The organism is Thermococcus sp. 2319x1 (assembly GCF_001484685.1).
GTDB lineage: Archaea > Methanobacteriota_B > Thermococci > Thermococcales > Thermococcaceae > Thermococcus_A.
Genome location: NZ_CP012200.1, coordinates 1295580 through 1308109 on the forward strand (window position 1 = coordinate 1295580; position 12530 = coordinate 1308109).

General features: G+C 42.9%; 15 protein-coding genes and 1 rRNA gene. 8 read left to right on the top strand and 8 right to left on the bottom strand.

What is annotated here, in order from left to right; genetic code table 11:
* Positions 1 to 12: 12 nt before the first annotated feature.
* Together ADU37_RS07325 and ADU37_RS07330 are read right to left on the bottom strand one after the other, a co-directional pair.
* On the bottom strand, positions 13 to 1797 hold the full coding sequence (locus ADU37_RS07325; protein WP_058946987.1) for a transglutaminase-like domain-containing protein: 1785 nt from the start codon (positions 1795 to 1797) through the stop codon (positions 13 to 15).
* Positions 1798 to 2103: 306 nt separating this feature from the next.
* Entirely contained in the window at positions 2104 to 2751 is a 648-nt protein-coding gene (locus ADU37_RS07330) for a PHP domain-containing protein (protein ID WP_203226280.1), read from the bottom strand.
* Positions 2752 to 2890: 139 nt separating this feature from the next.
* Between ADU37_RS07330 and ADU37_RS07335 the strand changes: the two genes are divergently transcribed.
* Genes ADU37_RS07335 through mce form a run of 3 tightly spaced genes read left to right on the top strand, consistent with a single transcriptional unit; the run spans position 2891 to position 4726 of the window.
* Entirely contained in the window at positions 2891 to 3325 is a 435-nt protein-coding gene (locus tag ADU37_RS07335; RefSeq protein ID WP_058946989.1) for a cobalamin B12-binding domain-containing protein, read from the top strand.
* 43 nt (positions 3326 to 3368) lie between these two features.
* Positions 3369 to 4328 (top strand): methylmalonyl Co-A mutase-associated GTPase MeaB, encoded by a 960-nt coding sequence (meaB, locus tag ADU37_RS07340; RefSeq protein WP_058946990.1) that lies wholly within the window; start codon positions 3369 to 3371, stop codon positions 4326 to 4328.
* The gene (gene mce / locus ADU37_RS07345; protein WP_058946991.1) at positions 4325 to 4726 is read left to right on the top strand and encodes a methylmalonyl-CoA epimerase; all 402 of its coding nucleotides are present in this window, start codon (positions 4325 to 4327) and stop codon (positions 4724 to 4726) included. Before meaB ends, mce begins: the two co-directional genes overlap by 4 nt.
* A 75-nt stretch (positions 4727 to 4801) precedes the next feature.
* On the opposite strand, the gene rrf is transcribed toward mce, so the two are convergent.
* Positions 4802 to 4923 (bottom strand): 5S ribosomal RNA (gene rrf / locus ADU37_RS07350).
* A gap of 154 nt (positions 4924 to 5077) precedes the next feature.
* Between rrf and ADU37_RS07355 the strand changes: the two genes are divergently transcribed.
* Genes ADU37_RS07355 through ADU37_RS07365 form a run of 3 tightly spaced genes read left to right on the top strand, consistent with a single transcriptional unit; the run spans position 5078 to position 7495 of the window.
* Positions 5078 to 5929 carry a CBS domain-containing protein gene (locus ADU37_RS07355; RefSeq protein ID WP_058946992.1) on the top strand — a complete coding sequence of 284 codons (852 nt, stop codon included), beginning with the start codon at positions 5078 to 5080 and terminating at the stop codon, positions 5927 to 5929.
* Positions 5926 to 6936 (top strand): homoserine dehydrogenase, encoded by a 1011-nt coding sequence (locus ADU37_RS07360; RefSeq protein WP_058946993.1) that lies wholly within the window; start codon positions 5926 to 5928, stop codon positions 6934 to 6936. The genes ADU37_RS07355 and ADU37_RS07360 overlap by 4 nt, the downstream gene beginning before the upstream one ends.
* Before the next feature lie 31 nt (positions 6937 to 6967).
* On the top strand, positions 6968 to 7495 hold the full coding sequence (locus ADU37_RS07365; RefSeq protein ID WP_058946994.1) for an ASCH domain-containing protein: 528 nt from the start codon (positions 6968 to 6970) through the stop codon (positions 7493 to 7495).
* Between the two features lie 4 nt (positions 7496 to 7499).
* Here ADU37_RS07365 and ADU37_RS07370 read toward each other — a convergent pair whose 3' ends face one another.
* Both ADU37_RS07370 and ADU37_RS07375 read right to left on the bottom strand, forming a co-directional pair.
* Entirely contained in the window at positions 7500 to 8105 is a 606-nt protein-coding gene (locus ADU37_RS07370; protein ID WP_058946995.1) for a ZPR1 zinc finger domain-containing protein, read from the bottom strand.
* Between the two features lie 56 nt (positions 8106 to 8161).
* Entirely contained in the window at positions 8162 to 8551 is a 390-nt protein-coding gene (locus tag ADU37_RS07375) for a cell division protein SepF (protein WP_058946996.1), read from the bottom strand.
* 418 nt (positions 8552 to 8969) lie between these two features.
* On the opposite strand from ADU37_RS07375, the gene hpkA reads away from it, so the two are divergent.
* Positions 8970 to 9173 carry an archaeal histone HpkA gene (gene hpkA / locus ADU37_RS07380; RefSeq protein ID WP_004068982.1) on the top strand — a complete coding sequence of 68 codons (204 nt, stop codon included), beginning with the start codon at positions 8970 to 8972 and terminating at the stop codon, positions 9171 to 9173.
* Positions 9174 to 9199: 26 nt separating this feature from the next.
* On the opposite strand, the gene ADU37_RS07385 is transcribed toward hpkA, so the two are convergent.
* From ADU37_RS07385 to ADU37_RS07395, 3 genes are read right to left on the bottom strand one after another with little or no spacing between them, the layout of a single operon-like run.
* Entirely contained in the window at positions 9200 to 9715 is a 516-nt protein-coding gene (locus ADU37_RS07385; RefSeq protein ID WP_058946997.1) for a metallophosphoesterase, read from the bottom strand.
* Positions 9716 to 9731: 16 nt separating this feature from the next.
* Entirely contained in the window at positions 9732 to 10652 is a 921-nt protein-coding gene (locus ADU37_RS07390; RefSeq protein WP_082663037.1) for a transcription initiation factor IIB, read from the bottom strand.
* Positions 10653 to 10658: 6 nt separating this feature from the next.
* Positions 10659 to 10967, bottom strand: coding sequence for a Gar1/Naf1 family protein (locus tag ADU37_RS07395; protein ID WP_058946998.1), 309 nt, complete (start codon positions 10965 to 10967; stop codon positions 10659 to 10661).
* A gap of 206 nt (positions 10968 to 11173) precedes the next feature.
* Here ADU37_RS07395 and ADU37_RS07400 point away from each other — a divergent pair, with 206 nt between their 5' ends.
* The gene (locus tag ADU37_RS07400; protein WP_058946999.1) at positions 11174 to 12499 is read left to right on the top strand and encodes a RuvB-like helicase; all 1326 of its coding nucleotides are present in this window, start codon (positions 11174 to 11176) and stop codon (positions 12497 to 12499) included.
* Positions 12500 to 12530 lie beyond the last annotated feature (31 nt).

A 12530-nucleotide genomic window follows, 5' to 3' on the forward strand; every position in this document is an offset into this window, starting at 1 on the left:
TAAAGCTGGAGGTTAATTAGCGATTTGTAGTACCATGATTATTCTTGGGATTTCAAATGTATCTCCGCTAGAGTCACGAATAACTAGTTTATTGTTTTCATCGAGATCTAAAACAAGATAAAACTTGTCACATAGCTTAATAACATCCTTCCACTCATCCTCAAGGAATGCTGGAATTGGCCAATAATTTTCCAAAAGGATTTCTGCTATTTTTGGATGATAATACAATCCTAGATATTCGCTATACCACCATAACGTCCATCCTTTTGTAAATCCATAGGGTAAGGGGGTATTTGAACTCTGATTAGTTGCTTTTATGGCCATTAGATCTTTTTCAGCAAGTTTCTTCAATCTGTCGTCTTCCGCGTATCTTGGATACATTTCCAAAAATTTTTGTTTTACAATTTCAGTGATTATTTCGATGTCTTTTTTGCTCATATGGTATGTTTTCTCTTTTATTTGATTCCCCGTCCATGTCCAGTTTGAGTAGATTATTGGTTCTCCATTTTTATTAAGCCTAATTGCGTAAAAGGTTATGTTTGAAATCTCCATATCATCATCTACCCATTTCCAATAGTAACTCCCTATATGAATTGGAGGAATTTGCTGGTCTATAACGAAGTATTCGCTACCAATCTTTACAGCTACTGCCGCATGACCCGGTTTCTTATCTTTAAAGGTAATGTCAAGCATATAGATAGGAGTTATATTTGACTCCAGGAGTAAGCTCGCCGTAAGGATTGCATAGTCACCGCAAATTCCGCTTTGGTAGTATATAGTATCATTAGCTGCTTGTAATTTTGTCAGGTTGGCATAAAGTTCTCGTTGGTAATCTGATAAAGTGCTCCAATTGATCACCAACACATCGACATAGTTGGCCTTTGTATAGTTGTATTGTACGGTGTTGTCAATCCATTCAAGAATCGCCCAAACTTTTTCTAGTGTGCTGTTGTATTCCGTGAATTGTTCTGAAAGGGAGCTTATCTTGCTTCTAAGGAGTTTACTCAGCCCTGCTTTGAATGCTTCTGAGTCATAGTAAGTTCTCCAATCATAAGTGGGATCAGTTCCGATTTCTATTTCATATCCATCCGGTAAATAATCTTTGTCTGTATCTTTCTCTAAGGGGTTCGTGAGAAAATCTATCACTTCTTCTCCGTCTAATAGTCCATCATTATCAGAATCGGAATTTAAGGGATCTGTGAAATACTTTATGAGCTCTTCTCCATCCCAAAGTCTGTCCCTGTCAGTGTCTTCATTAATCGGATTAGTTCCTAATTGTAGTTCTTCTCCATCATAAAGGCCATCGTTATCAGTATCTTTTCTTGTGGGGTTTGTGTTGTAGGTTAATAACTCCTCAAAGTCTGTGAGGTTGTCTTTGTCTGTGTCTTTTGATAGCGGGTTTGTCTTGTAAAGGTTGGCTTCCTCCCCGTCAATTATACCATCCTTGTCGGTATCGGGTTCCAGAGGATTTGTGTTATAACTAAAAAATTCTTCCCAATCTGATAGTCCATCCCCATCTGAATCGAATTTGAGAGGATTTGTTTTATATTTATTGACCTCCTCTCCATCGCTTATTCCGTCCCCATCTGTGTCTGGATTAAAGGGGTCTGTCCCATATTTTTGTTCCTCTTCAAAGGTTAACCCATCATTGTCTTCTGGTTGGGTGGAAGTAGACTCAATTAATGGAGAGTGGGAGGTTATAGTCTGTTGAGTGGTTGCTTGTTCGGTGCTTTGAATACAGGCAGAACTGAGACTTATTACAATTATGAGTACTATAAGAAGAGACCTAACTTTCATGTTTCCTGCACCGTATAGATACTATTGCGGAGGGAAAAATATTTAAGGTTTACTCTAGTTCCCATCGGGTCGTTAGGATTACTTAACTTTTTTGATTGGTGGCTGTTATGGACTTCCGGCAGGGAATTCTGCTCATAAAATTTACCCCGTAATCAGAACCAAAAAAACACTCTTTCTGAGGCCGGGGGGAGTGTCAGTTTGAAAGGCTTGGCCCTCAGGTTTTAGGGCGATTCCGGCCGTGAATCTGGGGAATCACTTCACATGTGGTGGGAACTGGGGCAAGGTTTCCGTGACGAGCATAACTAATCACAAGAGCTCTGAAAATAGTAAATCCTCTTTTTTGCCTCCGGCTTTTTTGAATGCCTTTAAGCTCCAGCTTATGTTACCTACATCTCCCGGCCGGTGGGCATCGCTTGCAAAGGCTAGTTTTACTCCCTTCTGGATGCACAGCTTTATGAAGTCTAACTCCGGCACCCTGTATCGGGAGCTTATCTCAAAAGCCTTCCCATACTCCTCCGCCAGCTCGACTATCTCCTTATATTCTTCAATCGAAGGATAGCCCACATATGGGAAAACGTTTCCGAAGTGTCCTATTATGTCGATGTTCTCATCTTGAAGGGCCAGCTTTATGAGTTCGAGATATTCATCGTACCTCCCCGGGTCGAAGTAGAGGTGAACGGAGGCTATTACGTAGTCGAGCTTTTTTCTAAAGTCGCTGTTTATATCAACGCCTTCCGGAAGAATATTGGCCTCTATTCCAGCCATAACGGTTATCTCACTTTCTTTTTTGGTTTGGTCCATAAGGGCAAGGTATGAGTTGAGCAGGTGGGGAGTGAAGAAATGCGCGTGATCGCTGATTCCAACAATCTTTAGTCCCTTTCTCTCAGCCTCGGCAATATTGTCCCTGATGTTTCCAATTCCATCAGAAAACCTTGTGTGGGTGTGGAGGTCCATCATCTTAGCTCCCGTATCTCATCTGCTTAAAAATTTAAAAGCCTTGCACTTTTTGGATAAAATATCCAATGTAAACCCAAACCTTTAGGTTTGACAACCTTTAAATACTGTCTTACTCTAATGAAAGTTGGTGGTGAATATGGTCGAGCGTTCGAAGGTTAGGGTTCTAATAGCAAAGCCGGGACTGGATGGTCACGATAGAGGGGCAAAGGTCATAGCGAGGGCACTTAGGGATGCGGGTTTTGAGGTCATCTACACCGGAATAAGACAAACACCCGAGCAAATAGTAGAAAGCGCTATACAGGAGGATATAGACGTTCTTGGGTTGAGCATTCTTTCCGGAGCGCACATGGTTCTCATCCCAAAGATTCTCAGACTTCTGGAGGAGAAGGGCATAAAGCCAAACGAGGATATACTCGTTCTTGCCGGGGGTATAATACCCCCTGACGATGCTCAAGAGCTTGAAAAAATGGGCGTTGCAAGGGTTTTCGGCCCTGGAAGTCCAATTGAAGAGATTATCAGGTTCATCGATGAGAACGTTCCAAAGCTCAAGAAGTTCAGGGGAGAAAGCTAAGGTTTATATTTTCTTTTTTGGATAATTAATCCAAGTGATAAATATGATAAACGAGCTGATTGAGAGAATGCTTAATGGGGATAAGAGGGCAACCGCAAGGTTGATAACTTTAGTAGAAAACGATGAAGAAAAAGCGAGGGAAATAGTCAAGAAGATTTACCCATACACCGGAAATGCCTATATCGTTGGAATAACCGGTCCTCCCGGCTCTGGAAAGTCGACTTTAGTTGATAAGCTCATAAAAAAAGCCAGAGATGAAGGAAAGATAGTTGGGGTTATAGCTATAGACCCCACGTCTCCGTTCACTGGAGGGGCTCTTCTTGGGGATAGGATAAGAATGCAAGGGCACTCCACGGATCCGGGCGTATTTATAAGGAGCATGGCAACAAGGGGTTCTCTTGGAGGACTGGCAAAGGCAACCAACGATGCTATAAAAATACTTGATGCCTACGGCTGTAATGTTATTTTTGTAGAAACCGTTGGTGTGGGGCAGATTGAGGTGGACATTGTAAAAACCGCCGATACCGTGGTTTTGGTCACCGTTCCAGGCTTAGGGGATGACGTTCAGGCTATAAAAGCGGGGCTCATGGAGATAGCGGATATCTTTGTGGTCAACAAAGCCGATAAGGAGGGTGCAGATGCCACAGTGTTCGAACTCGAGCTGATGCTTGATCTCGAAAAGGAGAAATGGGAGAAAAGGGGCTGGAGGCCGCCAATAGTCTCTACCGTTGCTTTTACCAACAGGGGAATTGATCAGCTCTGGGAAGCCATCAACAAACACAGGGACTTTTTGTTGGAGAGTGGAGAAATCGAAAAGAAAAGGAAGTTCCGAGTGGGAGAAGAGATCAAAGCAATCGTTTCGAGCACCATCGCAAGAAAAATTGGGGAGATGATGGGGAATAATGAGATATCTCAGCTCATAGAGAGGATTGCCAATAGAGAGATTGATCCTTATTCTGCTGCTGATCTTGTTTTAGAGAAAGCTTTGGGGGTGAAAGTATGATAAGGAAAGTTGACCATATTGGAATTGCAGTTAGGAACCTTGAGGAAGCTATTAAGATTTGGGAAAATCTCGGGTTAAAGGTCGAGGAGATTGAGGAAGTTCCGGACCAAAAAGTTAGGACTGCCATTTTCTACGCCGGTGAAACGAGGATTGAGCTTTTGGAGGCAACTGCAGAGGACTCACCAATAGCGAAGTTCATTGAGAAGAGAGGAGAAGGCATACACCACATTGCTCTCGGCGTTGACAACATTGAGGAACACTTGAAGAAGCTCAAAGAAAAAGGATTCAAACTCATTGATGAGACGCCCAGAATAGGAGCGGGTGGGGCTAAGATAGCTTTTGTACACCCCAAGAGTGTTGGTGGGGTTCTCCTTGAGCTCTGTGAAAGGGAAGAATGACTCCTTTTAATTTTTGTTAGGAACTAAAAACCAGTCCTTTTTCTCTTGGAGTTTTCTTAGAAAAGTTTGTTAGGTGGCCGGCGGCGTCCCCGGTTTCCCGCCCCCTCTCGGAGGGCAGTACACCCGGGATCGCTGGCGGGCTTAACTTCCGGGATCGAAACGAGTCCGGGTGTGGCCCCGCCGCTATGACCGCCGTACCACTATCAACTCCCGACATTGGGTTTATAAATTTTGCGGTAAAAGCAAAATCATGGATATTTGCATCTTTTAGGGGTGTAAAGTTTAAGTACACTCCTTCAGGTGAAAAACTTAAATAGTGAAAAGACTTCCTACATAAAAGCGGTGATGAAAATGAAAGTTAAAAGCCTCATGACTCCAGACCCAGTGGTAATTGAACTTCCGGCAACGAGGAGTTACGCACTCGATCTTTTCAAAAAACATAAATTCAGGTCTTTTCCGGTAGTTAAAAAAGGCACAAAAGAGCTTGTTGGTATAGTTAGCATAAAAAGTGTTCTATTGCACCCCGATGAGGATCAACTTGCAATGCTCGTTAAGAGAGACGTCCCAACCGTACATCCCGATGATGCCTTGAAAAAGGCCGCAAAGCTGATGCTTGAATACGACTACAGGCGTGTTGTTGTAGTGGATGATCAAAACCGAGTTGTGGGTATTCTAACGGTGGGGGATATAATAAGAAGGTACCTCTCCAAGGACGAAAAAATGAAGGAGATAGAAATTGAGCCATATTACCAGAGATACGTGAGCGTTGTCTGGAGAGGAACGCCCCTAAAGGCTGCATTAAAGGCACTGCTACTTTCAAACTCCATGGCTTTGCCCGTGATAGATGATGAAGGGAACCTTATAGGCATCATCGATGAGACAGACCTCCTCAAAGACAGCGAGATCGTGAGGGTTATGAGAAGTGCAGACTTAGCAGCTTCCAGCGAGGAGGAATGGATATTGGAGAGCCATCCGGTGCTTCTCTTTGAGAAGGCAGAACTTCAGATTCCCAAAAAGCCAGTGGAAGAAATTATGACAACCGAACTAAAACTTGCCACCCCTCATATGAGTGTTTATGAAGTGGCAAACATAATGACAGAGGAACACATAGAGCAGCTACCCGTTGTCAAAGGGGGAGGAGAAATAATAGGATTGATTAGGGACATTGACCTCATAAGGGCAATAATAGTGAAAAAGGTATGAAGGAAATTTCCCTTTCTCTTATCGGTTTTGGAAACGTGGGAAAAGGCGTTGCCGAGGTAATCCTCAATAAACGTCAGTATTTCAAAGAGAAATACAACCTTGAGATCAAGGTGGTGAGCATTACCGATTCTACCGCCACAATATGGAATCCCAACGGGATAGACCTAAAAGAGGCTTTGGAAACTAAGAAAAGCTTTGGTTCGCTTAAATTCTGGGGAGATGAGTATGAGGTTTATGAGTTGGGGGCTTCTGAGGTGGTTGAAGAAGTCGACAGCGACGTGGTGGTTGACGTTACCAACGATAAAAATGCAGCAAAATGGCATCTGAAGGCTTTAAAGACTGGAAAGGCCGTTGTAACCTCAAATAAACCGCCTGTGGTTTTTAGCTATAGAGAGCTCCTCAAGGTCTCGTCTGAGAAAGATGTGCCTTACCTTTTCGAGGCCACAGTAATGGCGGGGACGCCCATAATACACCTCCTTAGGAGAGCTCTACTCGCTGATTCTATAGAAAGAATCTGGGGAGTGCTTAACGGCACAACAACGTTTATCCTAAACGCAGTAGAAGAAGGCATGAGCTTTGAAGAAGCCCTTAAAAAAGCTCAGAGGCTCGGAATAGCAGAAAGAGACCCATCAAACGACATCAAAGGAATTGATGCAGGTTATAAGGGAGTCATTTTGCATAACGTAGCCTTTTACCCCTTTGATTTCAAAAAAGCTTACATAGAAGGTATAGAAGGGATATCGGAGGAGAAAATCAGGGAGAACTTCAAAAAAGGAACTGTTACAAGGCTTGTTGCCCTTTTAGAAGATGGAAAAGTGGAGATAAAGCTCAGAGAATTGCCCATGAACAGTCCCTTAGCCGTTAAAGGTACTTCGAACGTTGCTTTGATAGAGAGCGATTTATTGGGGGAGTTAGTTATTAGGGGAGCCGGGGCAGGGATAAAAGAAACTGCTTCTGGAGTTGTGAGCGACATAATAAGAGCATCCTCAAAAACCAAATATTTATAACTCCCTTCTGGATTTTTGACTCGGTGAGAGCGTGGAGCATGTAATAGCCCTCCATCAGGTTTATGGGGAGCTGATATTCAGGGGGCTTAAGTATCATGAAATAAGGAAAGCTCCTGTTTTTAGGGAGGGGGACACTGTTTTTCTCTATATCGCAAGGGGAGACCTAAGCGTCTTAAGAAGAACTATGGAAAAACTCGGCCTGAGTGAAGAACAAGTTTTAACTAAAAGGGGAAGCATTGTTGGGGGATTTGAAGTTGGAGAAGTCATCAAAGCTGACTTCGAGACGCTGTGGGAGCTAACAAAAGACACCAGCGGGCTTAGTTTTGTTTATGGCGAGGAAGAGGGCAAAAAATGGCTTAAACAGTATATAAAAGAATACGGCTATGCCTTCACCATAGAAAGGCCGTTTCTTTTTAGAGAACCCCTCACGAGAGAAAAAATGAAGGAGCTTTACGGCATTCACGTAGAGGGGATAATTCACCTTTCAAGCAGGACGAGGAAGCCATGGGTTAAAACCCTTCTCGAAGACCTCACCGCGAGAGAGGTTCACTTTATTTAACCCCTTATTCGGTATCTTCTTCAGGATAATATACTACGTAAGGCCCCGTGCTGAGTTTTTTGATTTCTTCTTTTGTAAGAAGCCTGCTCTTTACTTTCTCACCTATTAATGCACTGTTCCCAAAGGGATCCATGATTTTTACTGTTATGGGTTTTTTGCCTTCTCTTACCTCTTCGATATAGGAGAGTATTTCATCGATCTTCTTTACGCTCTCCTCATCGTTTTCCTGAGTCTTAAAATTCCTAGCCATTAGCAAGGTTTCCCTAGTTCTCTCAAGAATCCCTTCTATATTCGTTACAAACCCCTGACTCGCCGGCCCAGGCTCTATTTTAACTCCAATCTCCTCAAGCTCAATGGTACCACTTTTGCTCCTTACAACCCTTGTAAAGAGATCTTTTTCTTCTTCTACCTTTATACTGTAAAGTTTGGGCTCTTTCTCCTCGAGTATCATTACATCGGCATTTCTGTATCCACACTTCTCGCATATTATCGTAGACTCCATCACCTTACCAAAATATGGAATTTCATGAATGTGATTAAGAGCCTTCAGACTGTTCTTTCCCCCACATATCGGGCAGTCGCCAAGCCTAACCTCATGTATCTCGCCCATTTCAACTCACCGGGATTAAAAAGAATAGAGAAATTTATAAAGGTTAAAGAAGGCCTTCAGCCCTTGTATATTTTAATGTCTGCGGGAGTAATGAGTATCTTAATCTCATGTTTTGCTATTTTTGCCGTCTCTCCGCCAAGGGCTTGGGTAATCCCCTTTATCTGCTCAACAACCTTTGCAAGCACTTCAGGTTTTGATTCCAACGGTGTTAAATCGGCGATAATAATGTTACCTGCCTGTATTTCTTCAGAAATCTTTTCCAAATCGCTGTAACTGGTAACAACAATCTTCTTGACATATCTAATCTCCGGCTCAACAATCGTTTTCGCTATAACATCCTCTTCCAGAGGGACGACATCAATTTCACGTCTGACATCTCTCTTCCTTCCCGTTCCAAGTTCCTTCTTTGTTTCTTCTTTTTTGATAATCTTGTCAAACAGTCCCATACTTTTCACCCCAAAAACATTCTTGACTAAGTTATTTTTTGGTACTAGGTCTTTATATTTCTTATGGATGAGCTAATTAATAAGTGGCAAAGAGATGGTGTATCAAAAAGTGAAGGTACGTCTTTTGTCAGCCGAGGGATTAAAATGAATTAGGGCTTCCAATAGGTGAGCAAAAAATCTTTGTGAGTGATCTTATGCACAACTCCCACTACCTAGGTAAGACCTTAAATTTCGCTGATTGTCTATATAGGGAGACATTTTCCAGAGATGAGGTATGTCGCCTCTCCCCTAAATAGTTCCCATTTATTTATGAGAAAATGGGAGATGAAAAGGGTGAAAACGGTCGCTTTTATCGAAAGGTTTATATATCTTCAATTCAAAAAATAAGAATGAAGAATTTCCCAAGGAGGTGTTGTGAATGGCTGAGTTGCCAATTGCCCCAATTGACAGATTGATTAGAAAGGCTGGTGCCGAGAGAGTTAGTGAAGAGGCCGCCAAGATACTCGCCGAGTACCTCGAAGAATACGCGGTCGAGCTCGGAAAGAAGGCTGTTGAATTCGCTAGACACGCCGGCAGAAAGACAGTCAAAGCCGAGGACATTAAGCTTGCAATCAAGGCTTGAAAGCCTTTTCCTTTTTGTCTTTTCTATTATGGGTATTTCCACTGTGTTTCCCACGGCTTGTAGATATCAAATTTGAAACGTTCACCCGTTATATCACCAATGAGGAACGTTGGATCACTCATTCTTGGAACCGTTGGGGACCCGGGATTAAGGAGATGCACTTTTTTATCCATATACTCATAGCTTTTGTAGAAGAACCTGTGTGTATGACCAAAAATCAGCAGATCAACACCCATTTCGAGGGCTTTGTATTTGAGACTTTGCTCATCCAGGCTGAGAAATTGATGGCCGTGGATGACGCCCACGTTCAGACCTTCGATTTCTAAAACCTTCTCCTCTGGAAAAATTGGCTTGTCCAAATTCCCTCTAACGATAACTACTGGCGCTATTTCTCTAAAAATATCAAAAAGCTCAGGGGATGTTAAATCCCCGGCATGGATTATTAACTCCACCCCTTCTTCCCTAAAAACATCAAAAATTAAATCGGGAAGATAGGAAGTTTTATCGGGGTAGTGGGTATCGCTGAGTATTCCTATTTTCATCTCTTCCCCCGCTTGTTTAAGTGGGGATGCGTATATTAAGTTTGTCCACAAGTTCTTTATACCTGTTCCTTACCGTAACTTCCGTCACCCTCGCAACCTCAGCCACTTCCCTTTGGGTCATCTTCTCCCCCTCAAGAAGGCTCGCTATGTAAATGGCAGCTGCAGCTATTCCTGTTGGACCTTTCCCACTTGTAAGACCTTTTTCAATTGCCTGATCTAGTATCTTTATTGCCCTCCTTTTTGTCTTTTCACTTACTCCGAGCTGATCTCCAAATCTTATAACGTAATCAATAGGGCTTGTTGGCTTTAGTCGAAGATTGAGCTCTCTAGCAAGATATCTATAACTTCTCCCAATCTCCCTTTTATCAACTTTTGACACATCCTCTATCTCTTCTAAGGTTCTCGGTGCATTTGCAATCCTGCACGCCGCGTAAAGACAAGCGGAAACCATTCCCTCTATGGATCTTCCTCTAACGAGTTTGTTAATGACGGCCTTTCTGTACAAAACCGCCGCAATTTCTCTTATATTCCTAGTGAGCCCCAGCTGAGAACCCATTCTATCAAGCTCGCTCAAAGCGAACGCAAGATTTCTGTCTATAGCATCGCTTATTCTCATCCTTCTCTGCCACATTCTAAGACGGTATATCTTTGTTCTAATGCTCCCTGAGATATTGCTTCCATGGATGTCCTTGTTTCTCCAATCTATATCTGTAGAAAGCCCCTTATCATGAAGCATTACGGTTTCTGGTGCTCCTACTCTAGAACGCTTCTCCCTTTGTCCAGGCTCGAAAGCCCTCCACTCCGGCCCCAAATCCATAATCTCCTCAGCTAAAACATATCCACAGTTGGAGCAAACAATCTCAGCCCTGCTTGGATCATAAATCAAGCTTTCTGAACCACAATTAGGACACCTTTTAATACCTCCAAGTTGAGTCAAAAGCTCTCACCCCCTTTTCTTGGGGGCAGGGCGTTTTTTCTTGACTTCTCCCTCATGCTTTTTACCAGCCTTAGAAGGAGCTTTTTTTCTGCGCTCATCAACGTATAAAACTTCCCCAACATACCTCTGAGGGTCTTCAACACGAGGTTTTACAGCGACATAGGGATAATCAACTGGACCAAAAACATCCTTAACAGTTCCAACAACCTGAAGATTCTTATCTACTACAGGATCATTTAGTGCAGGTGCAAATGTTGAACGGAGTATCAAGAAACCCTGTTTGGCGTAATGAGAAACCTTGCCTAACCTTTTCATGGCCCCACCCCAATCGAAAATCTTTTAAATATATTTCTTTTAATCTTTTTAAACTTTTCGTAACACCACAAAGAATAGTAAGATTTCGCAGAAAAGTTTTTAAGCGTGAGGTATTTTTCCACTGGAATTTTCACAACGTTAACCTTTTAAATTTTCGACTATTTTAACTACAAACGGTTTCTAAAGGATTTGGGGGTGAGGGGTAGATGCCACTTATTGAAGAAGTTGCAACCCACAGATTTGAGAGAATCGGCAGCCATTCTCACATAAAAGGGCTTGGATTAGACGAAAATGGTAAAGCCAGGTTCATTGCAGATGGAATGGTAGGGCAAACAAGGGCAAGGGAAGCAGCGGGGATTGCCGTTAAACTCATAAAGAAAGGGAAGTTAGCGGGTAAAGGAATTCTTCTCGCGGGGCCAACAGGAAGTGGAAAAACTGCAATTGCAATGGGCATCGCGAGGGAACTTGGAGAGGATGTGCCTTTTGTTCAAATCTCTGGAAGCGAGATATACTCCGCTGAGATTAAAAAGACTGAATTCCTAAAGCAGGCTTTGAGAAGGGCAATTGGAGTTAGAATAAGCGAGGAGAGAAAAGTTTACGAAGGAAAGGTAGAGAGGGTACAGATCAATAAAACAAAACACCCCTTTAACCCCTATGTGGAAATTCCAGAATCCGTTGTGATTACCCTAAAAACCAAAGACGATGAAAAGACAATCAGGGCTGGGAGGGAGATAGCTTACCAACTTTTAGAGATGGGAGTAGAGGAGGGAGATGTCATTCAAATAGATGCCGAAAGTGGTAGGATTTCAAAACTCGGGACGACAAAGGAAGAAGAGGGACTGTTCTTTAAGAAAAAGACCGAAATGCCAAGCGGGCCTGTGCTCAAGATTAAGGAATTCACATATACGGTAACTCTCCACGATTTGGACCTCGTAAACAGTCGTGCTGGCGGGATATTCAGCCTCTTCTTCGGAGGAGGTCTTGAGATTACAGACGAGATAAGAGAAAAAGTTGATGAAACGGTGAAGCAGTGGATAGAGGAAGGGAAGGCAATTCTGGTGCCGGGAGTGCTCTTTATAGACGAATGCCACATGCTCGACATAGAGGCATTTTCCTTCTTAGCCAGAGCCATGGAAAATGAGCTGGCACCCATTCTAATCCTGGCAACCAACAGGGGCATCACGAAGATAAGGGGAACTGATCTGGAATCGCCCCATGGAATACCAATAGATATGCTCGACAGACTGCTGATAATCAACACCGAACCCTACAAGAAGGAGGAAGTCAAGGAAATCGTAAAGATAAGAGCCAGAGAAGAAGGCATAGAAATTTCAGAGGAAGCTCTGGAGTATCTGGCAGAACTTGGAGAAAAGACAAGTTTAAGATATGCAGTTCAGCTTTTAGCCCCTGCAAGCATCTTGGCTGGTGGTAGGAGGGTGGAAAAAGATCACATTGAGAAAGCAAGGGAATATTTTGCCGATATAAAGAGAAGCACAGAATACGTCCAAAATCTTGAAGGAATGCTCCGCTAAGCTTTTTTATTTATAACTTTACCTTTAAGTC

What these genes read in the sequence shown, in the direction of transcription:
- meaB (WP_058946990.1), top strand. Translation starts at nt 3,369, where the DNA reads ATGATAAACGAGCTGATTGAGAGAATGCTTAATGGGGATAAGAGGGCA.
- ADU37_RS07400 (WP_058946999.1), top strand. Translation starts at nt 11,174, where the DNA reads ATGCCACTTATTGAAGAAGTTGCAACCCACAGATTTGAGAGAATCGGC.
- ADU37_RS07330 (WP_203226280.1), bottom strand. Translation starts at nt 2,751, where the DNA reads ATGGACCTCCACACCCACACAAGGTTTTCTGATGGAATTGGAAACATC.
- ADU37_RS07370 (WP_058946995.1), bottom strand. Translation starts at nt 8,105, where the DNA reads ATGGGCGAGATACATGAGGTTAGGCTTGGCGACTGCCCGATATGTGGG.
- ADU37_RS07395 (WP_058946998.1), bottom strand. Translation starts at nt 10,967, where the DNA reads ATGAAAAGGTTAGGCAAGGTTTCTCATTACGCCAAACAGGGTTTCTTG.
- ADU37_RS07360 (WP_058946993.1), top strand. Translation starts at nt 5,926, where the DNA reads ATGAAGGAAATTTCCCTTTCTCTTATCGGTTTTGGAAACGTGGGAAAA.
- ADU37_RS07325 (WP_058946987.1), bottom strand. Translation starts at nt 1,797, where the DNA reads ATGAAAGTTAGGTCTCTTCTTATAGTACTCATAATTGTAATAAGTCTC.
- mce (WP_058946991.1), top strand. Translation starts at nt 4,325, where the DNA reads ATGATAAGGAAAGTTGACCATATTGGAATTGCAGTTAGGAACCTTGAG.
- hpkA (WP_004068982.1), top strand. Translation starts at nt 8,970, where the DNA reads ATGGCTGAGTTGCCAATTGCCCCAATTGACAGATTGATTAGAAAGGCT.
- ADU37_RS07385 (WP_058946997.1), bottom strand. Translation starts at nt 9,715, where the DNA reads ATGAAAATAGGAATACTCAGCGATACCCACTACCCCGATAAAACTTCC.
- ADU37_RS07335 (WP_058946989.1), top strand. Translation starts at nt 2,891, where the DNA reads ATGGTCGAGCGTTCGAAGGTTAGGGTTCTAATAGCAAAGCCGGGACTG.
- ADU37_RS07375 (WP_058946996.1), bottom strand. Translation starts at nt 8,551, where the DNA reads ATGGGACTGTTTGACAAGATTATCAAAAAAGAAGAAACAAAGAAGGAA.
- ADU37_RS07355 (WP_058946992.1), top strand. Translation starts at nt 5,078, where the DNA reads ATGAAAGTTAAAAGCCTCATGACTCCAGACCCAGTGGTAATTGAACTT.